The 23,915-nt window shown below is 58.1% G+C and carries 25 protein-coding genes; 9 read left to right on the top strand and 16 right to left on the bottom strand.

Translation table 11 applies throughout. The annotated features are described in order from the left end of the window. Positions 1-38: 38 nt before the first annotated feature. Entirely contained in the window at positions 39-1,544 is a 1,506-nt protein-coding gene (locus ACP0GE_RS11650) for a PAS-domain containing protein (RefSeq protein WP_424832113.1), read from the bottom strand. Positions 1,545-1,606: 62 nt separating this feature from the next. After that, positions 1,607-3,004 (bottom strand): sensor histidine kinase RegB, encoded by a 1,398-nt coding sequence (gene regB, locus ACP0GE_RS11645; RefSeq protein ID WP_424832112.1) that lies wholly within the window; start codon positions 3,002-3,004, stop codon positions 1,607-1,609. Positions 3,005-3,092: 88 nt separating this feature from the next. Here regB and ACP0GE_RS11640 point away from each other — a divergent pair, with 88 nt between their 5' ends. Further along, complete coding sequence (locus tag ACP0GE_RS11640) at positions 3,093-3,713, top strand: SCO family protein (RefSeq protein WP_424832111.1); 621 nt, start codon at positions 3,093-3,095, stop codon at positions 3,711-3,713. A gap of 85 nt (positions 3,714-3,798) precedes the next feature. After that, positions 3,799-4,353: an ActR/PrrA/RegA family redox response regulator transcription factor gene (locus tag ACP0GE_RS11635; RefSeq protein ID WP_298382043.1), complete on the top strand. Its 555-nt coding sequence runs from the start codon at positions 3,799-3,801 to the stop codon at positions 4,351-4,353. Positions 4,354-4,447: 94 nt separating this feature from the next. On the opposite strand, the gene ACP0GE_RS11630 is transcribed toward ACP0GE_RS11635, so the two are convergent. Beyond that, positions 4,448-4,981, bottom strand: a complete 534-nt coding sequence (locus tag ACP0GE_RS11630) for a hypothetical protein (protein ID WP_424832110.1) — start codon at positions 4,979-4,981, stop codon at positions 4,448-4,450. 247 nt (positions 4,982-5,228) lie between these two features. Between ACP0GE_RS11630 and ACP0GE_RS11625 the strand changes: the two genes are divergently transcribed. Then, positions 5,229-5,450 carry a hypothetical protein gene (locus ACP0GE_RS11625; RefSeq protein WP_424832109.1) on the top strand — a complete coding sequence of 74 codons (222 nt, stop codon included), beginning with the start codon at positions 5,229-5,231 and terminating at the stop codon, positions 5,448-5,450. Positions 5,451-5,510: 60 nt separating this feature from the next. Here the strand turns inward: ACP0GE_RS11625 and ACP0GE_RS11620 are convergent, their stop codons facing one another. Further along, positions 5,511-6,104 carry an HD domain-containing protein gene (locus ACP0GE_RS11620; protein ID WP_424832108.1) on the bottom strand — a complete coding sequence of 198 codons (594 nt, stop codon included), beginning with the start codon at positions 6,102-6,104 and terminating at the stop codon, positions 5,511-5,513. Between the two features lie 204 nt (positions 6,105-6,308). Between ACP0GE_RS11620 and ACP0GE_RS11615 the strand changes: the two genes are divergently transcribed. Then, positions 6,309-6,623, top strand: a complete 315-nt coding sequence (locus tag ACP0GE_RS11615) for a hypothetical protein (RefSeq protein WP_424832107.1) — start codon at positions 6,309-6,311, stop codon at positions 6,621-6,623. Between the two features lie 6 nt (positions 6,624-6,629). On the opposite strand, the gene ACP0GE_RS11610 is transcribed toward ACP0GE_RS11615, so the two are convergent. Then, on the bottom strand, positions 6,630-7,682 hold the full coding sequence (locus tag ACP0GE_RS11610) for a glycosyltransferase family 8 protein (protein ID WP_424832106.1): 1,053 nt from the start codon (positions 7,680-7,682) through the stop codon (positions 6,630-6,632). A gap of 67 nt (positions 7,683-7,749) precedes the next feature. Between ACP0GE_RS11610 and ahcY the strand changes: the two genes are divergently transcribed. Then, positions 7,750-9,138 (top strand): adenosylhomocysteinase, encoded by a 1,389-nt coding sequence (gene ahcY, locus ACP0GE_RS11605; protein ID WP_424832105.1) that lies wholly within the window; start codon positions 7,750-7,752, stop codon positions 9,136-9,138. A 63-nt stretch (positions 9,139-9,201) separates the two neighbouring features. On the opposite strand, the gene ACP0GE_RS11600 is transcribed toward ahcY, so the two are convergent. Then, positions 9,202-9,849, bottom strand: a complete 648-nt coding sequence (locus ACP0GE_RS11600; protein ID WP_424832104.1) for a DUF899 family protein — start codon at positions 9,847-9,849, stop codon at positions 9,202-9,204. 186 nt (positions 9,850-10,035) lie between these two features. Here ACP0GE_RS11600 and ACP0GE_RS11595 point away from each other — a divergent pair, with 186 nt between their 5' ends. Continuing rightward, positions 10,036-10,377, top strand: coding sequence for a DUF2853 family protein (locus ACP0GE_RS11595; RefSeq protein ID WP_424832103.1), 342 nt, complete (start codon positions 10,036-10,038; stop codon positions 10,375-10,377). Between the two features lie 215 nt (positions 10,378-10,592). Here the strand turns inward: ACP0GE_RS11595 and ACP0GE_RS11590 are convergent, their stop codons facing one another. The 5 genes from ACP0GE_RS11590 to tsaD form a co-directional block, all read right to left on the bottom strand. Continuing rightward, positions 10,593-11,714 (bottom strand): hypothetical protein, encoded by a 1,122-nt coding sequence (locus ACP0GE_RS11590; RefSeq protein WP_424832102.1) that lies wholly within the window; start codon positions 11,712-11,714, stop codon positions 10,593-10,595. Positions 11,715-11,877: 163 nt separating this feature from the next. After that, on the bottom strand, positions 11,878-12,300 hold the full coding sequence (locus ACP0GE_RS11585; protein ID WP_424832101.1) for an EVE domain-containing protein: 423 nt from the start codon (positions 12,298-12,300) through the stop codon (positions 11,878-11,880). After that, positions 12,300-12,569: a YciI family protein gene (locus ACP0GE_RS11580; protein WP_424832100.1), complete on the bottom strand. Its 270-nt coding sequence runs from the start codon at positions 12,567-12,569 to the stop codon at positions 12,300-12,302. Before ACP0GE_RS11580 ends, ACP0GE_RS11585 begins: the two co-directional genes overlap by 1 nt. 1 nt (position 12,570) lies before the next feature. Next, positions 12,571-13,533 carry an NAD(P)H-dependent glycerol-3-phosphate dehydrogenase gene (locus ACP0GE_RS11575; protein ID WP_424832099.1) on the bottom strand — a complete coding sequence of 321 codons (963 nt, stop codon included), beginning with the start codon at positions 13,531-13,533 and terminating at the stop codon, positions 12,571-12,573. After that, positions 13,530-14,627, bottom strand: a complete 1,098-nt coding sequence (gene tsaD, locus ACP0GE_RS11570) for a tRNA (adenosine(37)-N6)-threonylcarbamoyltransferase complex transferase subunit TsaD (protein WP_424832098.1) — start codon at positions 14,625-14,627, stop codon at positions 13,530-13,532. The genes ACP0GE_RS11575 and tsaD overlap by 4 nt, the downstream gene beginning before the upstream one ends. A gap of 97 nt (positions 14,628-14,724) precedes the next feature. On the opposite strand from tsaD, the gene ACP0GE_RS11565 reads away from it, so the two are divergent. The 3 genes from ACP0GE_RS11565 to ACP0GE_RS11555 are packed head-to-tail and all read left to right on the top strand — an operon-like array spanning position 14,725 to position 18,325. Next, complete coding sequence (locus tag ACP0GE_RS11565) at positions 14,725-15,438, top strand: uroporphyrinogen-III synthase (protein ID WP_424832097.1); 714 nt, start codon at positions 14,725-14,727, stop codon at positions 15,436-15,438. A gap of 54 nt (positions 15,439-15,492) precedes the next feature. After that, positions 15,493-16,818, top strand: a complete 1,326-nt coding sequence (locus tag ACP0GE_RS11560; RefSeq protein ID WP_424832096.1) for a COG4223 family protein — start codon at positions 15,493-15,495, stop codon at positions 16,816-16,818. A 10-nt stretch (positions 16,819-16,828) separates the two neighbouring features. After that, positions 16,829-18,325: a heme biosynthesis protein HemY gene (locus tag ACP0GE_RS11555; RefSeq protein ID WP_424832095.1), complete on the top strand. Its 1,497-nt coding sequence runs from the start codon at positions 16,829-16,831 to the stop codon at positions 18,323-18,325. 35 nt (positions 18,326-18,360) lie between these two features. Here ACP0GE_RS11555 and ACP0GE_RS11550 read toward each other — a convergent pair whose 3' ends face one another. The 5 genes from ACP0GE_RS11550 to ACP0GE_RS11530 all read right to left on the bottom strand — a co-directional run bounded on the left by ACP0GE_RS11550 (position 18,361) and on the right by ACP0GE_RS11530 (position 23,814). Next, entirely contained in the window at positions 18,361-19,203 is an 843-nt protein-coding gene (locus ACP0GE_RS11550) for a fumarylacetoacetate hydrolase family protein (RefSeq protein WP_424832094.1), read from the bottom strand. Positions 19,204-19,228: 25 nt separating this feature from the next. After that, on the bottom strand, positions 19,229-20,731 hold the full coding sequence (locus tag ACP0GE_RS11545; RefSeq protein WP_424832093.1) for an aldehyde dehydrogenase (NADP(+)): 1,503 nt from the start codon (positions 20,729-20,731) through the stop codon (positions 19,229-19,231). A gap of 243 nt (positions 20,732-20,974) precedes the next feature. Then, on the bottom strand, positions 20,975-21,976 hold the full coding sequence (locus ACP0GE_RS11540; RefSeq protein WP_424832092.1) for an endonuclease/exonuclease/phosphatase family protein: 1,002 nt from the start codon (positions 21,974-21,976) through the stop codon (positions 20,975-20,977). Beyond that, on the bottom strand, positions 21,973-23,013 hold the full coding sequence (locus ACP0GE_RS11535; protein WP_424832091.1) for an ABC transporter ATP-binding protein: 1,041 nt from the start codon (positions 23,011-23,013) through the stop codon (positions 21,973-21,975). Before ACP0GE_RS11535 ends, ACP0GE_RS11540 begins: the two co-directional genes overlap by 4 nt. Before the next feature lie 12 nt (positions 23,014-23,025). Beyond that, positions 23,026-23,814 (bottom strand): ABC transporter permease subunit, encoded by a 789-nt coding sequence (locus tag ACP0GE_RS11530; protein WP_424833844.1) that lies wholly within the window; start codon positions 23,812-23,814, stop codon positions 23,026-23,028. Positions 23,815-23,915: the final 101 nt, after the last annotated feature.

Here is a 23,915-nt window from a genome sequence, read left to right as displayed (position 1 = left end):
GCCACAATGGACGCGGGGATGGGCGTCTGCAACCCGGTTCAGGCGCTGATTTTACTCATTTTGTTTTCTGTCCCAACCCTGTCAATCGCGGTGAAACGCACGATCGTTGCCCCGTTCTGTATCGGGCTGGCCGTACAGGTCAGATGCATACCGTTTCGCATTTGAATCTCGGCGGACCATTCGGCCCGGTTATCCCGCATCTCGACAAAATCGCGGATCTCTCCCAGAACCGGAGTGGCCAGGCAGTGCTCTTGCCACTGCCGCGTGATATCCAGCACGGTCACCGGCTCAAACCCGGCTTCGTCACTTTCACCCCAAAGCAACTGATAGGCGTAGTTGGTGAAGGCCAGGGAACCGTCATCGGCAAATACGATGATCGCGTCGGCCAGCTTGTCCAGAATGGATTGCATCAGGTCCATCTCGGACCGGAACCGGCGTGTCAGAGTAATTTCGGCGGTTATGTCCTCGAACAAGAACGCAACCGCGCCGTCAGGATGTGGCCGCCCGCTGACTGAATAGACCGAGCCCGAGGGCAGGGACCAGGTTTCCTGATAATTGCCGTCCTGCGCCGCCTCGAGCAGGTCGTTCATCTGCCGCCGCCAACTGCGGTAGTTTTTGGGTTCAGGCATCATGTGCTGATCACGCAGCCGGTCAAAAAAACCGGACAGACTGGGGCGGCAACTCAGGAAATCCGGGGGCAGGGTGGTCAGATCGATCAGGGCAGGGTTGAACAGCGCAAGCTGCCTGTTGCGATCAAAAATTGCCAGTCCGATAGACAGCTGCGCAAAGGTTTTCGTCATCGTCTGGACGAATTTGCGCTGGGCGATTTCGGCTTCGACAATGGCGTTGATATCAACCGCGTAGAACAGATGGCCCTGCTCGTGCTCGACATGAGTCAGATCGAACCACAGTTTGGCGTTACCGTCCCCGGCCGTGATCGACATACGGGTTTTGCGCCCCAAAGGAACCTCGTCAACGCGCGCGGGAAACAGCGGAGCGGTCAGGTCAGCGTCTGGCCCGCGTGCCTTGCGCACCAATGAGACATAGGCCGCATTGCACCAGCGCACTGTGCCGCTGTGATCCAACAGCCAAACAGGGTAGGGTGCCCTGTCCATCACAAGGCGGATCGGGTCATTGTGGTCCCGCGGTTTTGGGTCCTTGCCAGCCACATCGCGTAGCTGAACACGAACGATCCCGTCGATCCACTCACATACAACTTCTCGCTCTACCGTACAGTCGATGGCCGAGATGGTCAGACTGCCTTCCGCCCGGACCGCGTCTGGTGTTTCGGGAAAGGCGGGAAAGTCGCGTTGCAACATTCGGCGCAGATCGTGCCAGTCGTTCACACAATCCAACCCTGCCAACGCGATGTCGGAGTGGCTGATAAGGGTGTCCCCGTCGAATAAAAACACGGCATCATCAAGTGAAGAGGACAAAGATAGCCCGAAATCCGCCGCCCTGATCCGACGGCGCGGCAGCAGCCATTGCACGGCAAAGGTGATTGAAACCAGGCTGATCCCGGCCAGAATGATCCAGTCCACCATGATCAGGCCTCCGACAAACGCAGAAACCTTTATGATCCGTAAATGGTTAACGGCTTCTTAATTCAGATCTGAAACGGTTGGTTTGCGCCGGACGGCACCGGAGAATCCCCGGTTTGCGCGTCGATCAGGTTCCGTGGCCAGGTGACCTGAACAATAGCCCCGCGCCGGTCGATCTGATCGGTGAGGTTTTGGTAGGGATCCGCGCCGTTTGCGAATTTCAGCTCGGCGCCGCTGCGTTCCAACAGGGTCTTGGCGATGAACAAGCCAAGGCCCATGCCTTCGTATTCGGGCCGCGCACTGCGATCGGTCTCGGATCGCCGTCTCCGGACGAACGGGTCCCCGATACGGCCAAACATATGGGCAGGAAAGCCGCGCCCGTCATCCATGATGCAGATCGTGATCCAGTTCGAAGTCCACTCGGCCTCGACCCAGACATTGCCCAGCGCAAAGTCCACCGCGTTCTGGATCAGATTGCGCAGCCCGTGGATGATCTCGGGCTTGCGCAGGATCGAGGGCTGTTGAACATCGCCGTCGCCCACCGGGCCTTCATCAAAATGCACTTCCTTGCCGCGGTGGATATGTGGCTCGGCGGCCTCGTGAATCACGCTGGACAACGGCGCCTGACGCAGATGCAGGTCGTCTTTGCCCGCCCGTCCCATATCGCGCAGGATGTCGCGGCAGCGATTGGCCTGCTCTCGGATCAGGGCGGCATCTTCTTTCAGGTCTGGCCGGTCGTCCAGCTCCTCGATCAGTTCCGAACTTGTCAGCTTGATCGTCGCCAGCGGCGTGCCCAGTTCGTGTGCGGCGGCGGCGACAACACCGCCCAGATCGGTCAGCTTTTGCTCACGCGCCAGCGCCATATGAGTGGCTGACAGCGCCTCGGACATCGACTGAACCTCAGAACTGACCCGGTGGGAATAGGCACCCAGAAACACGATGGCGATGACAATCGCAGCCCAGTTTCCGAACAGGAGGATATCAGGCATGTCCAGAACAAGACCCAGATTGGTGCGCAGGGGCAGGTGGAATTGCGCCAGCAAGGTCGTCAAAACAATCGCAACGCCGCCAACAATCAGGGTTGACCGCGTGCTCATCACGCTGGCCGAGATTGTCACCGGGCCCACCAGCAGCAACGCGAAGGGGTTGTTCAGACCGCCAGTCAGATACAGCAGGAAGGATAATTGCAGCAGGTCAAAGAGAACCATCAGAAAGTTCTCGTATTCCGACAGGCGTTTGTTTTCGGGGAACAGCAGGATTGCTGTCAGGTTGCCCATGACCGAAACACCAATGGCGGTATAACACAGGCCCAGCTCAAGCTGCACGTGATAGGTCTGCTGGGCCACCGTGATTGCGGTGATCTGGCCAATGATGGCCACCCAGCGCAACAGGATCAGAGTGCGCAGACGAATCCAGCTGCTGCGTTCCTGACCGCGCCATAGACTGGTATTGGAATTTGCCATTGGTCGATTATGTCCTGTTGCACCGGCTGGGTAACTTGATAGGTGTCCGGGCCGAAACGATCAACAACCCCTTGCCGCAGGTGACCCCATGATCCGCCTTTACGCCATTCTCGCAACCGTTGTTCTGGCCGTCGGGCTGGGGGCCATGTGGCTGCTGACGCGCGGCGCAGGGTCCGATGACAAATACGCCCAATGCCGGACCAGCCAGATTGCGGGCGGCTCCGCAACAATCGGCGGCCCGTTTGAGCTTATCAACGCCAAGGGCGAAACCGTGACCGACGCGGATGTCATCACCGAACCGACGCTGGTCTATTTCGGCTATACGTTCTGCCCCGATGTCTGCCCTCTGGACATGTCCCGCAATGTCGAGGCATCGGACATTCTGACAGAACGCGGTCAGTCGATGACGCCGCTGTTCATTTCGGTCGACCCGGACCGCGATACCCCCGAAGTGGTGGGTGACTTTGCCTTCAACCTAGGCGGAAAAACCGTTGGGTTGACCGGAACGCCCGAGCAGGTCAAATCCGCCAGCCAGGCGTACAAGACCTATTACAAGGCGCATGACAAAAGCGACGAGTATTATCTGGTCGATCACTCGACCTTCTCGTACCTGGTCACGCCAGAGGACGGGTTTGTGGAGTTTTTTGACCGCAACGCTTCGGCCGAGCAGTTGGCGGATCAATTGGGCTGTTTCCTGGAAAAGATGTAGCAAAAACCCGTTGTTTGACCTTTGTCATGGCGCTGCTATGACTCATGTCTAAGCCAACGGCGTGAATTAGCGGAAAGAAAAGACAATGGCGGACAGCGCTCCACTCGATATCGGCCCTGATAAATCCTTGCTTCTTGTGGATGATGACGAGCCATTTCTGAGACGTCTGGCCAAAGCCATGGAGAAACGCGGGTTCGAGGTTGAAACCGCCGGTTCCGTCGCCGCAGGCCGCGCCATCTCCACCGCCCGCCCGCCGGCCTATGCGGTTGTTGACCTGCGGTTGGAGGATGGCAACGGTCTGGATGTGGTCGAAGTGCTGCGCGAAAAACGCCCCGACAGCCGTGTTGTGGTTTTGACGGGCTACGGCGCGATTGCCACCGCCGTAGCTGCCGTCAAGATCGGCGCGACCGACTATTTGTCAAAGCCTGCCGACGCCACCGACATCACCAACGCATTGCTGGCCAAGGGCGACGAACTGCCCCCGCCGCCGGAAAACCCCATGAGCGCGGATCGCGTGCGCTGGGAGCACATTCAGCGCGTCTATGAGCTGTGTGATCGGAATGTGTCCGAGACCGCGCGGCGGCTGAACATGCACCGCCGGACGTTGCAGCGGATTTTGGCGAAGCGTAGTCCGCGGTAGCGAGTAGCATTTTCTGACTTAGTTTTGGGCGATCCTGGTCTTCAGCTTTTACAACTGTTGAGCAGGTCGTATTGAGATATTGTGCAAGCAAATCTCAAATTTGGTCATCATGTTTTTGCGTTAGCAATTGCTTAAACTGAAGATAGATTTCCTCAAGGTCTGCGTTAAGCCTTTTGTGAAATCTAAATATATGCCGAGGATCATCTTGGTTTACATCGTGATCGCCATCCGCCGCCGCGTCTGCCAGTTCCGAGGCCAGTTCGGCGCAGGTTTTCATGCGAGCATGCAAGTCCGCAGCAATACTGGCGGATGTACGTCTGCCAGAGCCGCCATTGGCAGTATTATCGACGGCCAACATCATAGACCCGCCATTTGAAGCTATCTTGTTCTGATTTGGCTTGGCTATTCTACGCTGAAGGGTCGTGCGAAAATCGCGAACGTCGATCCCCTCTTCGTTTTCCAAACCATTAAGTAGCTTACTTACTGAGCTTGTACTTACACGTTGACCGTCCCTCATTGCGGCGAGCGTATTTCGTGACACTCGTGTAATGGTGCTGACCCTGTTGATGGTCAAACCGGTCATTAAGAGAATCTCACTTAGCTCCGGGAATTTGACCTTGGTGCTCATGGTTGCTTTTTCATGATGAATGGTGGTCGATTGCTTGTGCCATGCAAATTTATAGCGAAGGTTACAAGAGAGAGCAAGTGCAGACACATTAATTTTATCTAAATATGGGTAAAAGTGGTAAAAATTGCGAGACTGTGAATCTCATACACAAGATATAGACCGATCCACTACTGATCATAGTTGATCAAAGATGTTGAAATACTTTGCTCATCGGTGTAGTTTGGAAATCACCACTATGGGGAAAACTATGTCTGAGCCACACGTTGTCTTTGGCTGCCTAGCGTTGTCTACAGCCGTTTTAACTCTGCTGACCGTTGCAGAAGCTTTGGGAGTGGACCGTCTACCTTTTGGCGGCTCTTCGATCGCACAAGCTGCAATCGTTTACCTTACACCTCTTGGAACTGCCGGGATCTTTTTTGCGATTGCTTACATAATGAAAGCACTCAATACCCAACCAGATGATAGGTGATGGCCCCTTTCTTCTGAAGGATGGCTACTTTGGATGCCGATAAGCAAATTCTTAACTAAACTATACGGATGCCAACAGTTCTTTGTGCCTGACCAAATACGCCCGCCGAGCCTCAACCGGCGGGCGTAATTTGATCTCAAGCCCTTCCATCACCGCTTTGTTCGGCCGACCAAAGAACTTCGTCGCCTCCGCCTCTGAAAACCCCGCAATCTGCGTCGCCTCCATCCAGGCGCTGATTTTGTCGGCTTTCTTGATCTGCTGCTTCACCGTTTTCGGCACGGTAGCAGGCAGGCCGAACCGGATGTGGATTGCCGCAGCCAACCGGTCATCCAGCGCGCCGTAACCCGGTCCCACGGCGGATTTCACGGGCGAGATCATATCTCCGATCACATATTCCGGCGCATCGTGTAACAAGGCCGCCAGCCGCCATTTCACCGGTGCTTTGGGCGCAATCTTGCCAAACAGTTCTTCGACCAAAAGGGAATGTTCGGCCACGGAATAGGCGAAATCGCCGCGTGTTTGTCCGTTCCAGCGGGCCACAAAGGCCAGTCCGTGGGCGATATCTTCGATCTCGATATCCACTGGCGTCGGGTCAAGTAAATCCAGCCTGCGCCCCGACAGCATCCTTTGCCACGCCCGTGCTTGTGTTGCCATTATGCCATGCCCCGTCTCAACAGCCGCGATTGCGCCGCATTTTTGTGGTATAGTTTACCTGTCAAGATCACCAGCTGCCAACTTTTTCTTGAGCATTCGTGCTTTGCACAGGCACGTGGTGATCCCGACATAAATACCGAGGGGGGCGCATGCTCCTCCCGGTGTGCCCCTCTCGATCGAAACTCGTATCGAAAGGAGCTTGCTATGTTCAAGCGTTTGTTTGGAATATCACTGGCCTTTGGCATGGCCGCCACCGCGCCGCCTGCTTTGGCTCAGACCTGCGCGCAGCGCGATCACATCATCACCAAGCTGCAAGACAGCTACTCGGAAGAGCTGGCATTTGGTGGATTGCAGAAATCGCGCAATACGCAATCGGTTATGGAGGTCTGGACTTCAAAAGAAACGGGCAGCTACACCGTTCTGGTGACACAGCCCAACGGAATTAGTTGTATCGTGGCCGTGGGCACAGACTTTTTTGAGGCAGTACCAAAGATCACCCCGGACGGCATCCCAAGCTGAATATTGTTACCGTGATCTTGACGTGATGACCTGCAGATCGTCTGAAAAGCGATTGAGATAACGCTGAGTCCTGGCGCCCGAAACGAAGTGCTTCAGCAGCATCTTGCGCATTTTGGCGCTGTCTGGGGCAAGCGGCTGACCTGCAGCCTGTAAGACATCGAGGTCCGGAAAATACCGTTCCGAGAAGGCCTGCATCGCCTTCGCAAATCGCGGGCTGAGTTCGCCTTTTGGATCTTTCCACGGTTTTGTCTTGCCGATGAAGTGAACCAGATGGGGTTCGATCTGCATCGCAAACAGAAGCGACGACCAGGTAAACTGCCAGTTCCACATCGGGCTGAGTTCGGCCCAATCCCCCTGCAATACGGAGTTATACAGGTTCTGGTCATGCCGGATCATGATGTCGGCATGTTCCTTGCCCAGTGTCAGGCAGCGATCCAACAGGTTCTGTTCGTTATAGCGTGTCACATCCATCAGGATGACGCCTGCGTTGAAATAGGGCGCGGCGGGCAGATTCAGGGTTTTGAACTGTTTGGGCCTGCGCTTTGGCGTGCGCCATTGGGTATTGTCCCGGACCGCTGCAATGGGATGGGGCGCGAAATCCACGTCCATCAGCGAACTGAAATCGCCACCCTGAATAAAAATATCGCTGTCCAGATAGAGGATGCGGTCATAGTCGTCGGCAAAGGCCAGCGGCAAGGCCAGACGCAGGTAGACATCGTGGCTCTTGCCACGGTCCAGACGCAGCCCTTTGAACAGGTCGCCGGTTTTGACATGGCAAAGGCGGATGTTCAGATGGTCCAGCGTGTCGGGGACCGAGACCGGGCGCTTGTCAAAGCAGATGCAGATATCGAAATCACGCTGCGGATGAAGATCTGCGATCTGGGATGCGGCATGTGCCGCAAACACAAGATAGTTCTGGTCGCAGCAGAACATTATGGCCTTGCGGTTCCTGGCCGGCCCGGACGCGGAAAAGCCCAGCTGTTGCGATGTATTCACCATCTGAATGTACTTTTTACCTGCCGGGTATTCCGGTGCGTTGCCTTCGTCTTGATATGGCACCCGGTTACGCATTGCAGGACAGCGATGTCAATGTTAGACGCTGCCTCGGTTTAATTGGAGAGGTGCTATGGGCAGTGACTACATTGTAAAAGACATTTCACTGGCCGGGTTCGGCCGTAAAGAACTGGATATCGCCGAAACCGAGATGCCGGGCCTGATGGCCCTGCGTGCGGAATATGGTGAAGGCAAGCCCCTGTCAGGCGCGCGCATTGTCGGCTCGCTGCACATGACCATCCAGACAGCCGTTTTGATCGAAACGCTGGTCGCGCTGGGCGCAGATGTGCGTTGGGCATCGTGCAACATCTTCTCAACCCAGGATCACGCGGCGGCTGCGATTGCCGAAGCGGGCATTCCGGTTTTCGCCATCAAAGGCCAGACGCTGGAAGAGCATTGGGATTATCTGGACAAATCCTTCCTGTTCGATGATGGCCCGAACATGATCCTGGACGACGGTGGCGACGCGACACTGTACATCCTGCTGGGCGCCCGCGCCGAAGCGGGTGAAGACATCATCCCCGTACCCGGTTCGGAAGAGGAAGAGGTGATCAAGAAGCAGATTGCCAAACGCATGGCGGCAAGCCCCGGCTGGTTCACCAAGATGCGCGACCAGATCCAGGGCGTGTCCGAAGAAACCACCACCGGTGTGAACCGCCTGTATCAGCTGGTGAAAGACGGCCACCTGCCGTTCCCGGCGATTAACGTGAACGACTCGGTCACCAAGTCGAAGTTTGACAACAAATACGGCTGTAAGGAATCGCTGGTCGACGGTATCCGCCGCGCCACCGACACCATGATGGCCGGTAAGGTTGCCGTGGTCTGCGGTTATGGTGACGTAGGCAAAGGCTCGGCTGCCTCGCTGCGCGGCGCAGGCGCTCGTGTGAAGGTGACCGAAGTGGATCCGATCTGTGCTCTGCAAGCGGCCATGGATGGGTTTGAAGTCACCCTGCTGGAAGACGAAGTTGCCAGCGCGGATATCTTCATCACCACCACCGGCAACAAGGACGTGATCCGCATCGAGCATATGCGCGAGATGAAGGACATGGCCATCGTCGGCAACATCGGCCATTTCGACAATGAAATTCAGGTGGCCAGCCTGAAGAACCACAAATGGACCAACATCAAGGAACAGGTGGATATGATCGAGATGCCCTCGGGCAACCGTATCATTCTGCTGTCCGAAGGCCGTTTGCTGAACCTCGGCAACGCAACGGGTCACCCTTCGTTTGTGATGTCGGCGTCCTTCACCAACCAGGTTCTGGCGCAGATCGAGCTGTTCACCAAAGGCGATCAGTACGAAAACAAGGTCTACATCCTGCCCAAGCATCTGGATGAGAAAGTCGCCCGCCTGCATCTGGACCGTATCGGCGTGAAGCTGACCCAGATGGACAGCGATCAGGCCGCTTATATCGGCGTGAAACCCGAAGGCCCGTACAAACCCGAGCATTATCGGTACTGAAGTCTGACATTTTGCAGAATTAAGACGGCGGCCATCGCGGTCGCCGTTTTTTGACGTCATCCGTCAGCGCAGTGGCGGGATAAAGTCTTCGCGACCCATGGGCGTGAAATCCAGAACGTTCCAAAGCGGCCATGCGCTGTCGATATGCCGTGGGTGCCAGTCGCTGGGCTCAAAGAACATCTCTGAACTCCAGAAATGGCGTATGCTGTCGCCGTCCCTTTGGAACACGTTCAGAATGGGCAGCTGACTTCCATCAGGTGTTTCGGCCAGATAGTCGCGTTGGTAATCGGTGCCCAAGGACGAGTATAGCGGCAGATTGCGCCATCCCATTTGCGAGTTGAGCTCTGACAGCTTCTCAGGTGTGTTTTGGGCCACCACGGCAAGGGCGATTTTCCGGCAGATATGCGCGACCTGTCCGTCCAACCCGTCCAGAAATGCCGAACACATGGGGCAAGGGCTTTTTGCCTCTGGCCCATACATTAACGAATAGATCGCCAAGGTGTCATGCGACCCTAACAAAGACGATAGCGGCGCTGGTTTTCCGTCGAGGGACTGAAACGCATAGTCCTGCGGCAGTATCCCGCCCTTGGGCAGGTTGCGCCGAAGGGCTGCCACATCTTCAATACGGGCTCTCAATTCAGTTTCCGCGGTCAACAGGGCGTTGCGCGCGGCTCTGTATTCAGCGCTTTCGTTTGGAAGGGAAACGGGCATGGTAACCTCCTGCATCATTATTTAACAAAAATGTTAAATAATGATGCATGGAAATCAAGTCGCCGGGTAGCTCGGAACCAGTACGGGGAAAGCCGCCGATTTTTCCCTTTGTGTGAATTTATGCGCTCGTTACCGTATTTGCAGTGCGGCAATTGCCAGAAACGACCCAATTATCAGGAGTGAACTATGGGAAAACGCGATGACTTGATCGCCAAATATGCGGATGATCTGAAAAACAAATGCGGCATGGACGCCGATATGGATCTGCTGACCAAAGTGACCATCGGCTGCGGACCAGCTATCTATGATGCCGATGCGTCTACTGTTGCGGCCAGCCAGGAAGGTGAGTTGGAGACGGTCAAGAACAACTTTCTGATCAAAAAGCTGGGCCTGTCCGATGGGCCGGAATTGATGGACGCCATCAATAAAGCTCTGGAAACTTACGGTATGTCCGAGCGTAATAAATACCGCGCCGTTGTCTATTACATGCTGACCAAGCATTTCGGCAAAGAAGCGGTTTACGGCTAATCGCTGTATTTTCGATTGGAACGCCTGCCCCGATCAGCAGGCGTTTCGCATTTGTATTATATTTTAAAAACTTGGCGTTTGATTTTGCTGCATATATTCGGCTAGCGTCAATCCGTGACCAGGACGGTCAGAACCAAAAATTCTATACGCGTGTGGTGAGTCGGGAGCACGTGGGGTAGGGAAGGTTCTGCATCGCCGGGGCCTTCCCGCAAACTCTATCTGAATTCTTCAAAGATGCGCGCAAGAATCCGTTCTACCGGATCCGTTCTTTGCTGGTATGTCCGGGCCCGACCGCCCCCAGATCCGGCCAGATAGACCTCGATATGACCCGGTCGCGTCTTGGACCCGGAGTCTGTAAAATCGCGGGAAATACCGCCCAGAGATTCTGCCGCCTGATCAGCCAACTCCGCATCATCTGAGTGATAGTAACGGACCTGCGTTGCCTTCACGGAATAACCAACTCGCGCGGTGGTCACCACATCCGTGCGACCTGATGACAATATTGTATACGCGTTCGCGCTGGCTTCGTTCGCAACGCCCATCGGTACAAAAAGTGAAACTGCTGTGGCCAAAGGCTTCTGGGGTTTTGAACTTATCTCGGAACGTGCCACCTCCACCTTGGGAATTGCGGTGTCCTGATCGTAGTTGGCCACAAACTCAGGCAATGGCCTGGGCGTAACGGCTTCGCCCAAACCCGGCATCATGGGCGGGGGCAGGGCTTCCATAGAGATTGCAGCCGGTGGCGGCACATGGCGAGCAGGTCCCGGTGCAACATCGGGTTTTGGCGGGCGAACGGTGGGAACTTCGATATCCTTGAGCGTCAGGATGTCGGGTTCATCCGCCCATATGACAGGCACTGCAGGTTCAGACTGGTCGTGTCCTGCACTGACACGCTGAACGTCAGAATCAGAGCCTGTCGGGTTTTCCAAGGTAGCGGCGTTCAGGCTGACCTGGGCCGACGCGTCAGGGCTTCGCCAGCCGGCCCAGACACTTGTTGCTGCCCATTGAAGAAACGCACCGCACAGCATTGCACCCGCAACGATGAAGGCCAACCGGTGAGGGATTTGTCCTTGTCGGCGCTTGGCGGGAACTTTGGGCCGTGCGGTTTTGCTCACAACCTGTTCAAGTTTCGATTCGCCCAATTCTACAGGCTCATTGTCCTGAAAGATGTTCTCCTGAAGCTCCCACGCGGTCTTTGGCGCAGCAGAGACTCGTGCCTCCGCTAGCGCGGATGCACGCTGCTTTCGCGCAATCTCAAGGCGCGCTTCCCAGCTTTTTGTACTCAACTCAGCAGCAATGTCTTCTTTGGTCCCATCGCTGCTTTCAACGTCAGACATGGGTCGTTGCTTTCGAAAAGACGAACTAACATTCGGGCAACACCACGAAAGAACGGCGACCGTAGAATATGCGACAGCCACAGCCCCCAGCTTGGTGCAGCCTGCAAAACATACCACTTTATTGGTGTTTTGAGAAGGTTTATGCCCTCAGGCGTTGAGTCGCTCAGTCCGGTTGGGTCTCACCCATCGCGCAAATCGCCAGCCATTCTGCTTCGGTCACAGGTTGAACGGATAGGCGCGAGCTTTTGACCAGAACCATTTCGGACAATCGTTCCTCCGCCTTGACCTGCTCCAGCGTGACTGCTGTCACAAATGGCCGTACCGCTTTGATGTCCACGCATTCCCACCGTTCGTCATCCGTGGTGCTGTCGGGATGGGCTTCGGCGCAGACCTCTACAATACCGACAATCGCCTTGTCCTTTTGCGAATGATAAAAGAACCCGCGATCGCCAACCTGCATCTGGCGCATGAAATTGCGGGCCTGATAGTTGCGCACACCGTCCCATTCCTCACCTGCCTCGCCCTTGGCGACCTGCTGATCCCAGCTCCAGGTTGAAGGTTCCGATTTGAATAACCAATACGCCATCAGCCAATCACCTTTTTCCAGGGGATCAGGTCTACAGACTGAAACAGGCCCGCCTTGGCGTAGGGGTCATTGTCGGCCCAGGATTGCGCCGCTGTCAGATCCTCGACATCCAGAATAATCAGCGACCCGATCATAGCATCCCCGTTCAGCAAGGGCCCGGCCTGCGCAACTACGCCAGTCTCTTCGATATAGGCCAGATGCGCGGCGCGATTGTCCAATCGGGTTTGCAATGCGCCGTCTTTGTCGCGCGCGATCAGAGCGATCAGCATATCATTCCTCCTTGAGTGGGCGATTAAGCAGAGTTTGGATTGCCTCAGTGACACTGTAAGCCCCATAGCTAAGTTCCGCCACTGTCGTGCTGATAGGCATGTCAAACCTCTCGGCTTTGGCGATATCAGCCATCGCGCGGGCGGTGGCGACACCCTCTACCGTTGTGCTGCTGTCGAAAGGCTGATTCAGACCCAAAGACAGGCCAAAACGATAGTTTCTGGACAGGTCGGACGAGCATGTAAGCACCAAATCGCCCAACCCCGACAAGCCCATAAGGGTCTCCACCTGGGCGCCGCGCATGGTTGCAAAACGTTGCATCTCGGCAAAGCCTCGGGTCATCAGCGCAGCACGCGCGCTATCGCCCAGGCCCGCGCCGATGGCTGCGCCACAGGCAATTGCCATGACGTTTTTCAACGCCCCACCCAACTCGGCCCCGATTATGTCCGTTGTGCGATACAGGCGTAGATTGGCGGTTGTCAGGTCGGCTTGTAAGGTTTCGCCTAAAGCGCCGTCTGCACAGGCAAGCGTCAAGGCGGTGGGCAAACCACGGGCGATGTCATCGGCAAAACTGGGGCCTGTCAGCAAAGCGGGGCGCGACTCCGGGACGACTTGGCGAATGACCGATACTGGCCCAAGGCCCGATGTCAGTTCGATCCCCTTGCAGCAGGCAACCAGAGTTTTACCGGCCAGCGCAGGTGCATAATCCTGCAACGCCCCGCGTAGCTTTTGCATCGGGACGGCCAACAATAGAATATCACTTTCGACGGCCTGAGTGATGTCCGATGTAACCGAAATGGTGGGCGGCAATGGTACATCTGGCAGGCGAGTCGCGTTCCGTCGGGTCTGTTGCATCCTGTCGGCCTGCTCGGCTGACCGGGACCACAGGGTGACCGGTCCGTTTCCGGCCAGTGAAATCGCCAGTGCGGTGCCGAAGGCGCCTGATCCCAGAACGGAAACGCTCATGCCTTTGCACCCTTCTTGCCGCTGCCCAGCATTGCCGGACTGGTCTGATCCAACGGCCACCGGGGCCGTGCCATTAGGTCCAACCCGTCCCGGGCACCGGTGCGAAACCGCTCGATCCCGGCATAGGCGATCATGGCCGCATTGTCAGTGCACAAGGCCATTGGGGGCGCGGTGAAGCACGCGCCTGCTTGGGACGAAACAGTCTCTAACGCAGCTCGAATGGCCGAGTTTGCGGCTACACCCCCTGCGACGGCTATGACCGGAACGGGTGGTTGCTCTGCAAGATAAAGGGCCAAAGCGCGCCGGGTCTTTTCGGCCAGGGTATCCACCACGGCTTGCTGGAAGCCCGCGCACAGATCAGCCCGATCCTGCTGTGTCAGGCCTCCCTTCTCTGCGGCGATCTGATCGCGCATCCGCATCAATGCCGTCTTGAGGCCCGAGAATGACAGATCGCAACCGGGCCGATCCAGCAGAGGGCGCGGAAATCGGAACCGTCTGGGATCACCTGACCGCGCTTCGGCCTCGACGGACGGGCCACCGGGTTGCGGCAGGCCCAGCAAACGAGCTGTTTTGTCGAAAGCCTCGCCCGGCGCATCGTCGATTGTGCCGCCCAGACGAGTGAACTGCTCTGGCCCATGGGCGATCAGATATTGGCAATGCCCGCCCGAGACCAGCAGCATCAGGTAGGGAAACGCCACATCATCGGTCAGGCGTGGTGTCAGGGCATGCCCGGCCAGATGATTGACGCCGATCAGGGGCAGGCTGGTCGCTGCGCTGATCCCCTTGGCGCACATGACGCCGGACATCACGCCGCCGATCAAACCCGGTCCGGCGGTGACGGCGATGGCGTCCAGGTCGCGCAAGGCCAAACCAGCAGATTTCAGAGCCTGAATAACGCAAATATCCAGTTTTTCAGCATGCGCGCGCGCCGCAATCTCGGGCACGACGCCGCCATAGGCGCTGTGCAATTCGGTTTGACCATGCACGACCGAAGACAGAATCTCGGCCCGCGCGCCGTTGGTCTGGCGCACAACTGCGGCGGCGGTATCGTCGCAGCTGCTTTCCAATCCCAGAACGGTAAGTGTTTGCACCATTGGCCTGATCCGTTGCATCATGATGTCCAAGCGGGGTATCACCCTGCGCGGACGCAAACAATCCCAAGGCCGAAGGCGCCGCCTGTTGTATTTGTTGATGACCCGCCCGCGCGCCGCCTCTGAGAGGTTTGTTGCGCAACTTCCAACCCGCGCCAGGACGCGGGTGCAAGTCATCCATTCCCCTCTGATACAAATCAGACCTTTGCAGATTCAGGCTGACACGCGCGGTGTGCAAGGGATCATTTTCTCGTCTGCCAATGCAGTTAATGCAGCAGCGTCGATGGGCATCGATCGTGATCTTCCTGCGTATTGCGTCGGCCCGGCAACGACGGGCACGGCAAAAGGGGCGGGCTGGGATGCACAGATGGTCGGTGCGACGGCGGAAGAGCTGATTGCGACCCTGCTGCGCCTACACCCTCAAAGCCCCTTGATGCATCTGCGGGGTGAGCATAGCCGAGGCGATGTTGCCGAGCGGCTGACCGAGTCGGGCCTGACAGTTTTTGAACAGGCGATATACCAGCAAAACCTGTTACCTCTGACAGACGAGGCCATGGCAGCATCCATCGGCGATACGCCAATTATCGCGCCAGTATTTTCACCCCGTACGGCGCGACAATTTGCCGATGTCTGGTCCGGAACCGCGCCTTTGTGGCTTGCGGCAATCAGCGAAGCGACTGCGGACCCCCTTAAATCCTTGGGCTATACCCGGTTGAAAGTCGCCAAAGAACCGACGCCCAGAAAAATGCGAAAAGCCGTTAAAAAGCTTGTGAAACTTGCGATGCGGGTTGAGAGCACGCCGCGCCCGGATTAACTTGGACAAGTTCGCAGTTCTGGTGTTTTGGGAATCGATAAGGGGAATGTGGCGGTGGCTGGTAAAAAGAAATCCGATCAGAACCCGGTTGAGAGCCCCGACCCGCAAGACGTGGGTCAAGGCGAAACCGTCCAACCCGAGGTGGACACTGTCGATACACCCGTTGACGTTGAAGACCCTGTAGAGGACGCGCCTTCCGAAGCCGAAGCCGAAGCCGAAGCCGAAGCCGAAGCCGAAGCCGAAGCCGAAGCCGAAGCCGAAGCCGAAGCCGAAGCCGAAGCCGAAGCCGAAGCCGAAGCCGAAGCCGAAGCCGAAGCCGAAGCCGAAGCCGAAGCCGAAGCCGAAGCCGAAGCGGTGGAATCTGCCCCAGCGGCGGAACAGGAAAAGATCGTTGAGCGTACGGTGGAAAAGCGCGGCGGGTTTGTTCCGGCCCTGTTGGGTGGCGCTGTCGCGGCGGCCATCGGATTTGCGGCCGGAAATGCCGGGTTGTTTTCCAATAGCTCCGATGGCGCGGATGCCATTGCGGCGCTTGAGGCCAAGCTGACTGATCAATCGGAACAGATTGCCAAGCTGTCGAAAACTCTGTCCGATGGGCCAGATCTTTCGGGTCTGACAGATCAGGTCTCGGCGCTTTCGAACAAGCTGGTGCCATTGGAAAGTGACCTAGGTGGGGTCAAGTCCAGCGTTGATGCTTTGACAGGAAAGGTCGATCCATTGGCGGATCGACTGACGGCGCTGGAAAACCGCCCTGTCGCCCAGGGTGCATCGGCTGAGGCAACCGCCGCCTATGATGCCGAGCTGAAAAAGCTTCAGGACGCCATGGCTGCACAACGGGCCGAGGTTGAAAAGATGGTGACGGATGCGCAGGCGTTGGAAACCAAAGCAGCCGCAGATGCGCAGGCTGCGGCAAACACCGCCACACTTTCGCGGCTGGTAAGCCAATTGGATGCGGGTCAGCCCTTTGCCGATCTGGTATCGGAACTGCAAGCCGGAGGGGTGACGGTGCCAGAGGCTCTGTCTGGTCCAGCCGACAAAGGGGTTGCCACGATGTCTGACCTTAGCGCCTCATTTGCTCCGGCGGCCCGGACGGCGCTGGCCGATGCGCGAGATGCGGATAAGAGTACCGGGTTGGTGGCGTTTCTGCAGCGCCAAACGGGCGCACGGTCGGTAACTCCACAGGATGGGGACGATCCGGATGCGATCCTGTCACGGGCGCAGGCCGCGCTTGCGGATGGTGATCTGTCGGCGGCGCTGTCCGAAATCAAAGCTCTTCCCGAAGCCGCCCAAGCGGCATTGGCCGGTTGGGTGCAGTCGGCCCAGACACGGGCGAATGCCGTCGAAGCGGCAAATGCGCTTGTTTCAAGCGTGAACTCGAACTGAAGGACCTGCCATGCTGTGGTCGTTGTTAAAGATCCTTGTTTTTGTTGCGATTATCGGTCTGCTGGCCACGGGGGCGGGCTTTCTCATGGAATCCAGCGGTGGCGTTCAGGTCACCGTGGCGGGTACGGAATACACTCTGGGGCCGCTGCAATCGGCCATCGCGTTGGGCCTGCTGGTCTTTGCGGTCTGGCTGTTCTTCAAGCTGCTCAGTCTTCTGATCGCGACGCTGAAATTCCTGAACGGCGATGAAACTGCGCTGTCGCGGTATTTCGACCGCAGTCGTGAACAGCGTGGGTATCAGGCGCTGGCGGACGGTCTGATGGCGCTGGCCTCGGGCGAAGGGCGCATGGCGATGACCAAGGCGCACAAGGCGGAAAAACTGCTGAACAAGCCCGAGTTGACCAACCTTCTGGTCGCGCAGGCGGCTGAGATGACCGGTGACACGAAAAAGGCGTCCGAAACCTACAAGAAGCTGGTGACGAACAATGCCACCCGCTTTGTTGGCGTGCGCGGGATCATGAAACAGAAACTGGCTGAGGGGGATGACGAAACGGCCCGCAAGCTGGCTGAAAAGGCTCTGGCCATAAAACCGCGACATGAAGAAACGCAGGACGTTTTGCTGAACCTGCAGACCAAGGCGCAGGACTGGGCCGGTGCGCGGTCGACCCTAACCTCAAAACTGAAAGCGGGGTATCTGCCGCGCGATGTGTTCAAACGCCGCGACGCGGTTCTGGCCCTGTCCGAGGCCAAGGATATTCTTGACGAAGACGCCTCGGTCGAACAGCAGGAACACGCGATTGAGGCCAATCGCCTGTCACCCGATCTGGTTCCTGCCGCTGCCATGGCTGCCCGCGCCTATATCGCCAAGGGCAAGCCACGTCCCGCGACCAAAATCCTGAAAAAGGCGTGGGAGGCTCAGCCGCATCCTGATTTGGCCCATGCCTTTGCGGAAATCGTCCCGGATGAATCCCCCGAGGCCCGGATCAAACGCTTTACGGCGCTGACCCGAATTCATCCGGAAGATATGGAGACCCGCCTGATCCTGGCAGAGCTTAACATCGTGGCGGAAGACTTCCCCGAAGCCCGCCGCGCGTTGGGTGATGTTGTTGAGAAACAGGGCGATGCGCGGGCCTATACTCTGATGGCGGCGATTGAACGGGGCGAGGGTGCATCGGACGCCGTGGTTCAGGGCTGGTTGGCCCGCGCCTTGAATGCGCCACGTGGGCCGCAATGGGTTTGTGAAAATTGTCATGACATTCAGCCCGAATGGGCCCCGGTCTGCCAGAATTGCGGCAGCTTTGACACGCTCAGCTGGCAGACACCGCAAACGCCTGAAATTGCAACGGCAACCGGTGTTCACATGTTGCCGCTGATCGTTGGCGCGCTTGAAGATCGGGCAGAGTCTGAGGAAACCGCAGAGGCTGAGCCGGTCGACGAGGTCGAAGAGGCAGAGGTCATCGAAGCAGATGCAGAAGCTGTGGCGCGAGAGGTTGAAAAACAGGACTAGCGTGGTTCAACGCTTCGGTCGCCACTGCCGCAAGGTCAGCCCGCACTAACGGTCTGACGTTGTACGCCAAGGCCTTCGACCCCTGTTTCCAGCCGATCTCCGGGCTTTAGGTAAACCGGTGGTGTCTGACCCATTCCAACACCCGGAGGCGTCCCGGTGGAGATGATATCCCCGGGCTGTAGCGACATGAACTGCGACAGGTATGAGATGACTTTGGCCACACCGAAATGCATCGTTCTGGTTGATCCATCCTGATACCGGTGTCCGTTCACCTCAAGATACATAGACAGATTATGTGGGTCAGGAACCTCATCCCGGGTCACAAGCCACGGGCCAATTGGTCCGAACGTGTCGGCCGATTTTCCTTTGACCCACTGGCCAGAGCGGTGAAGCTGAAAATCGCGCTCTGACACATCGTTGACGACGCAATATCCGGTGACATGGCCAAGTGCATCTTCCTCGGATACGTATTTCGCCGCCTTGCCGATCACCACGCCCAGCTCGACCTCCCAATCGGTCTTGACCGCGCCGCGCGGGATTTCGACCGTGTCGTTGGGGCCGCAGATGGCCGAGGTCGCCTTGAGAAAGATCACCGGTTCGGCGGGCAGCTCCATTCCGGCCTCGGCTGCGTGGTCGGCATAGTTCAGGCCTATGCAGATGAATTTCCCGACATGACCGACGCAAGGCCCGATACGCGCTGTGCCGTCGACCAGGGGTAAGCTGTGCGGATCGATCTCGCGCAATTTTGCCAGAACCTTGTCGCTCAGCGCCTCGCCTGCAATATCCGCGACCTCGCCAGACAGGTCACGGATATCACCGTTGTTGTCCAGCAAACCGGGTTTTTCCGAACCGGTTGCACCGAAGCGCAGCAGCTTCATATCTGGCGTCCTTTGACGTCGGGTTTCAGGTCGCCTCGGGCAGCAGGTCTGCCGGGATGTCCTGATAACAGACCGGGCGCAGGAAGCGGCGGATCGACAGCGTACCGACCGATGTCGCACCAAAATTGGTCGAAGCCGGGTAGGGGCCGCCATGAACCATGCTGTCGCAGACCTCAACGCCTGTGGGGAAGCTGTTCGCCAGCAACCGGCCTGCCTTACGCTCCAGCATCGGCATAAGGGTCCGGGCAGCGTCGCGGTCGGCGTCGTCCATGTGCAGCGTGCAGGTCAGCTGACCTTCAACGGCGTGGGCGATCTGTTGCATTTGATCCAGATCCTTGGCACGCACGATGATGCCCAGCGGGCCAAAAACCTCTTCCTGCAATTTGTGATCGCTCAGCCAATCGTCGCCCGATACCGAGAACAGATAAGGTGCCGCGTTGCGGGCATCACAGCTGTTACCCATGATCTTGGTCACCCCGGTACCCGCGGCCACGCGCGCGGTGCCGTCGCGATAGGCGGCGGCGATACCCGGGGTCAGCATGGTCTGGTCGGCAACGGCAGATAGCCCGGTTTCGGCTGCGTCCTGAAACGCATCCGCCTCGGGCCCGTCGATGATGACGGCGATACCGGGATTGGTGCAGAACTGGCCCACGCCCATGGTCAGCGATCCGGCCCATCCCGTTCCGATTTCGGTGCCGCGCGCGGATGCCGCTTGCGGCAGGATGAACATCGGATTGACCGAGCCCAGCTCGCCAAAGAAAGGGATTGGCTCGGGTCGGGCAGCGCACAGGTCGAACAGGGCACGACCGGCGCGTAGCGATCCGGTGAAACCCACCGCACGGATCAGCGGGTGTTGGGCCAGCGCGGTGCCGACCTCGATCCCGTTGCTTTGGATCAGAGAGAACACGCCTGGATGCGTGCCGGTTGATTTGATCGCGGCGTCGATGGCTTGGGCCACGATCTCGCCGGTGCCGGGATGGGCCGGGTGGCCTTTGACCACGACTGGGCAGCCAGCCGCCAGGGCTGCTGCAGTGTCGCCGCCAGCAACCGAAAAAGCCAACGGGAAGTTAGAGGCTCCGAAAACGGCGACCGGCCCCAACGGGCGCTGGATCATCTGCAAATCGGGCCGGGGCAGTGGTGCGCGGTCGGGCAGGGCGGTATCGTGGCGCAGGTCCAGATAGGAACCATTTTCGATGTGATCGGCAAACAGGCGCAACTGCCCCACGGTACGACCGCGTTCGCCCTGCAACCGCATTTCGGGCAGACCGGTTTCCTGAGTTCCGATTTCGGTGATCGCCTCGCCGCGCGCATCGATCTCATCGGCGATGGCGCGCAGCAAGGCGGCGCGATCCGCGCGTGAGGACCATCCGAACGTCAGAAACGCCTGCTCGGCACTTTGAGCCGCCGCGTCTACATCCGCCGGCGTACCCACTGAAAAGTCATGGCTGGGCCCATGGGCCGGGTCCGAAGAAAAGCTGGCCTCTGAGCCAGTCCAATTGCCTGCGATCAGGTGTTTTCCGGTCAACATAAGCAGATCTTTCTTTCATCTGGCCGCGACGGCCTGGTTTCATGTCGGATCAGGCACACCCGTACTGGGCACCTGGCTTGTCATTTGCAATTGTCATGATCTCACCCATCTGACGGGCGACCCCGGCAAAGGTGTAACGTGGTCTGGATATTGTGCAAGGGGGTGGTCCAAAAGACATCGCAACTTTGCCAAGGGTTTACGATGTGCCGACGCCAAAGGCGCGGCACATCGTGGTTGTAACCTTCAGCCTTGGGTGACCCGGCACCAGACCGCATCGTGGTCGGACAGTGGTTTGCCTTCTTCGGTCACCGAAGGCACGCGCCGCTTGTCCGCGCAGATGACCCCTCGGGTGCAAAACCAGTCCAGTCGCATTTGCCGGGACGGATGGGGTGTGATCAGGCTTGGCCGTGTGGTCATGCCCTCGGGTGAACAAGACCAGTCATAGCCGCGTTGCTCTGCATTCTGGAACAAAGTCTCATCCCGCCAGTCGAAATTCGGAGGGATGTGGTTTCCGGTGTTCAGGTCCCCGCCGATGATCACGGGCATGTCCGGCGCGAACTGGTCCAGCCTGTCCAGCAGCGCATCGAACTGAGCAGCACGGTGCGCCGCGCCCGAGTTGCTTTCCAGATGTGTCGACACCACGCAAATGGGCCCGTCCTGTCCGGGCAGGATCGCCGCCAGCGCCATACGGCCACCGACGCGCGGTTGTTCCGGGTCGCCCGCGCCGCCATCGGTCATGAACCAATGCCCGTCCTCATCCAGCCGCAGCAGCATCAGCCGCTCGAAGGGCACCGAACTGAGGATCGCGTTGCCGTGCCAGCCCCGGGTGTTGAAATCGTCGGTGCAGTAGGCCCGTTCCGTCGGGCCGCCGAGATCCAGTTCGTGAAACTCGACCCCGTAGGCATAGGTCATGCCCAGCGCGTGAGCCATATCCGCAGTTGTGTGGCGCTGCCCGGTGCGGGCCATGCCGTGATCCATCTCGGACAGCAGAACCACTTGCGGGGCATAGGGTGCCAGATGGCTGGCGCTTTCTTCGGGGAAAAGACAGCGTTCCAGATTCCACGCCGCAACGGAAATCTCTTGCGGCAGGGCTGTATCCGGGGCCTCTCCACCGGTTTGCAGCAAGTTCATTGCGGGAATGCCCGCCAGCAATGCACGATGCGCCTCAGCCGTGCGAGGGGCCGTGAGGATGCGCTGGCGCTCGGTGTCCGAGACCAGCGGCAAGGTCGGAACTGTATGGGTCACAGGCGCTTTCCGGTCTCAATTGCAAACAGAGAGGCCGTGCCGGGTTTGACCGACAGGTTGGCGGGGCCGGGGGACACTTCGGTATCCTTGCCCACATGCACGGTCAGTTGTTCCTGCCCGATCGAGGCATGCAGCAGACGATGTGCGCCCAGTTCCTCGATGATGTCGATAGTGATCGACAGCGGCCCGGCAGGGTCCAGCAACAGATCCTCGGGGCGGATGCCAAGGGTCACGGGACCATCGGCCGGGGCACCATCGGTGATGTGGGTATCGGCAAAGCGCACCGATCCACCGCTGGCCCGCGCGTTCAGCAGGTTCATCGGCGGCGCGCCCATGAAGGCCGCCACAAAGGTCGAGGCGGGGGAGTGATAGACCTCGGCCGGGGTGCCGATCTGTTCGATCTTGCCGCTGTTCATGACGATGATGCGGTCGGCCATGGTCATCGCTTCGACCTGATCGTGGGTGACGTAGATCGAGGTCACGCCCAGACGCCGTTGCAGTGCCTTGATCTCGATCCGCATCTGGTTGCGCAGTTTGGCATCCAGGTTCGACAACGGTTCGTCAAACAGGAACAGGGCCGGGTCGCGCACGATGGCGCGGCCCATGGCGACGCGTTGGCGCTGACCGCCCGACAGTTGCGACGGTTTGCGATCCAGATAGTCATCCAGATTCAACAACGCCGAGGCCTCGGCCACTTTGCGGTCAATCTCGGCCGCCGGGGTTTTACGGTTCTTCAGACCGTAAGCGATGTTCTTGCGTACCGTCATATGCGGATACAAAGCATAGTTCTGGAACACCATCGCGATGTCGCGATCTGCGGGATCGACATTGTTCACCTCGCGGTCGCCGATATGCAAGGTGCCTTCGGTGATATCTTCAAGCCCCGCGATCATGCGCAGCAGTGTGGATTTACCGCAGCCCGACGGGCCGACCAGCACGACGAATTCGCCATCGTCGATATGGAAGCTGGAGGGCGTGACCGCCTCGAACCCGTTGGGATAAAGCTTGCGGATTGCGTTCAGGGAAACCTGAGCCATGTGGTGTATTCCTTACTTATCGGATTCCGTCAGGCCCTTGACGAACCAGCTTTGGAAGAAAATGACGACGAAGACCGGCGGGATGATGGCGATGATTGCCAGCATGTTCGCGCGGCCATATTCGGGGACATTGTTGCCTTCAAGAACCTGCGTGATCTGTTTGATGCCGCGGACCAGGGTGAACATATCCTCTTCGGTGGTGATCATCGTCGGCCACAGATACTGGTTCCAGCCGAAGACGAACATGATGATAAACATCGCGGCAATCATCGTCCGGCTGAGTGGCACCAGAATGTCGATGAAGAACTTGATCGGACCCGCGCCATCGATACGCGCGGCCTCGACCAGTTCTTCAGGGACCGAGCGGTAGTATTGCCGGAAGAAGAATGTCGCTGTGGCCGAAGCGATCAGCGGGATGATCAGGCCCTGATAGGTGTTCAGCATTCCCAGCTTCTGGATCACTTCGTATGAAGGCAGGATGCGCACCTCAAGCGGCAGCAGCAGCGTGGTGAAGATGATCCAGAACGCCAGCGTGGCAAAGCGCAGGCGGAAATAGACAATCGCATAAGCCGCCATCATGCCGATGACGATCTTGCCGACCGCAAAGCCGATGCCCAGAATGAACGAGTTCATCAGCATGCTGGTTCCGGTGTTCAAGCCGGAAAAGCCCGAGGCCTGAAACATCGCCTTGTCAAAGTTAGGGCCTAGCTGATCGCCGATTTGCAGGGTCGGGCCGGTCTTGATCACCTCGACATCCGGCATCGTGGTCATTTGAAAGACCACCAACAGCGGCAGCAGCATGAACAGCGCGCCAAGGATCAGGACCACGTGGTCGCCGATATCACTCAGACGAATACGGCGTTTTGAGACCTTGGGGGCCGCCGTTTCGACGCTTTGTGCGG

Source organism: Ruegeria sp., from assembly GCF_965243365.1.
Lineage (GTDB): Bacteria > Pseudomonadota > Alphaproteobacteria > Rhodobacterales > Rhodobacteraceae > Ruegeria.
Note: the sequence above shows the minus strand (reverse complement) of the source record. Positions and strands in the feature narration are given on the sequence as shown.

Bases quoted from the DNA above. Each gene is read 5' to 3' on its own strand.
- ACP0GE_RS11600 (WP_424832104.1), bottom strand. From the start codon at position 9,849: ATGCCCGTTTCCCTTCCAAACGAAAGCGCTGAATACAGAGCCGCGCGC.
- ACP0GE_RS11590 (WP_424832102.1), bottom strand. From the start codon at position 11,714: ATGTCTGACGTTGAAAGCAGCGATGGGACCAAAGAAGACATTGCTGCT.
- ACP0GE_RS11565 (WP_424832097.1), top strand. From the start codon at position 14,725: ATGACCCGCCCGCGCGCCGCCTCTGAGAGGTTTGTTGCGCAACTTCCA.
- ACP0GE_RS11625 (WP_424832109.1), top strand. From the start codon at position 5,229: ATGTCTGAGCCACACGTTGTCTTTGGCTGCCTAGCGTTGTCTACAGCC.
- ACP0GE_RS11535 (WP_424832091.1), bottom strand. From the start codon at position 23,013: ATGGCTCAGGTTTCCCTGAACGCAATCCGCAAGCTTTATCCCAACGGG.
- ACP0GE_RS11585 (WP_424832101.1), bottom strand. From the start codon at position 12,300: ATGGCGTATTGGTTATTCAAATCGGAACCTTCAACCTGGAGCTGGGAT.
- ACP0GE_RS11595 (WP_424832103.1), top strand. From the start codon at position 10,036: ATGGGAAAACGCGATGACTTGATCGCCAAATATGCGGATGATCTGAAA.
- ACP0GE_RS11545 (WP_424832093.1), bottom strand. From the start codon at position 20,731: ATGTTGACCGGAAAACACCTGATCGCAGGCAATTGGACTGGCTCAGAG.
- ACP0GE_RS11615 (WP_424832107.1), top strand. From the start codon at position 6,309: ATGTTCAAGCGTTTGTTTGGAATATCACTGGCCTTTGGCATGGCCGCC.
- ACP0GE_RS11650 (WP_424832113.1), bottom strand. From the start codon at position 1,544: ATGGTGGACTGGATCATTCTGGCCGGGATCAGCCTGGTTTCAATCACC.
- regB (WP_424832112.1), bottom strand. From the start codon at position 3,004: ATGGCAAATTCCAATACCAGTCTATGGCGCGGTCAGGAACGCAGCAGC.
- ACP0GE_RS11635 (WP_298382043.1), top strand. From the start codon at position 3,799: ATGGCGGACAGCGCTCCACTCGATATCGGCCCTGATAAATCCTTGCTT.
- ACP0GE_RS11580 (WP_424832100.1), bottom strand. From the start codon at position 12,569: ATGCTGATCGCTCTGATCGCGCGCGACAAAGACGGCGCATTGCAAACC.
- ACP0GE_RS11640 (WP_424832111.1), top strand. From the start codon at position 3,093: ATGATCCGCCTTTACGCCATTCTCGCAACCGTTGTTCTGGCCGTCGGG.
- ACP0GE_RS11550 (WP_424832094.1), bottom strand. From the start codon at position 19,203: ATGAAGCTGCTGCGCTTCGGTGCAACCGGTTCGGAAAAACCCGGTTTG.
- ACP0GE_RS11530 (WP_424833844.1), bottom strand. From the start codon at position 23,814: ATGCTGCTGCCGCTGTTGGTGGTCTTTCAAATGACCACGATGCCGGAT.
- tsaD (WP_424832098.1), bottom strand. From the start codon at position 14,627: ATGGTGCAAACACTTACCGTTCTGGGATTGGAAAGCAGCTGCGACGAT.
- ACP0GE_RS11620 (WP_424832108.1), bottom strand. From the start codon at position 6,104: ATGGCAACACAAGCACGGGCGTGGCAAAGGATGCTGTCGGGGCGCAGG.
- ACP0GE_RS11555 (WP_424832095.1), top strand. From the start codon at position 16,829: ATGCTGTGGTCGTTGTTAAAGATCCTTGTTTTTGTTGCGATTATCGGT.
- ACP0GE_RS11575 (WP_424832099.1), bottom strand. From the start codon at position 13,533: ATGAGCGTTTCCGTTCTGGGATCAGGCGCCTTCGGCACCGCACTGGCG.
- ahcY (WP_424832105.1), top strand. From the start codon at position 7,750: ATGGGCAGTGACTACATTGTAAAAGACATTTCACTGGCCGGGTTCGGC.
- ACP0GE_RS11630 (WP_424832110.1), bottom strand. From the start codon at position 4,981: ATGAGCACCAAGGTCAAATTCCCGGAGCTAAGTGAGATTCTCTTAATG.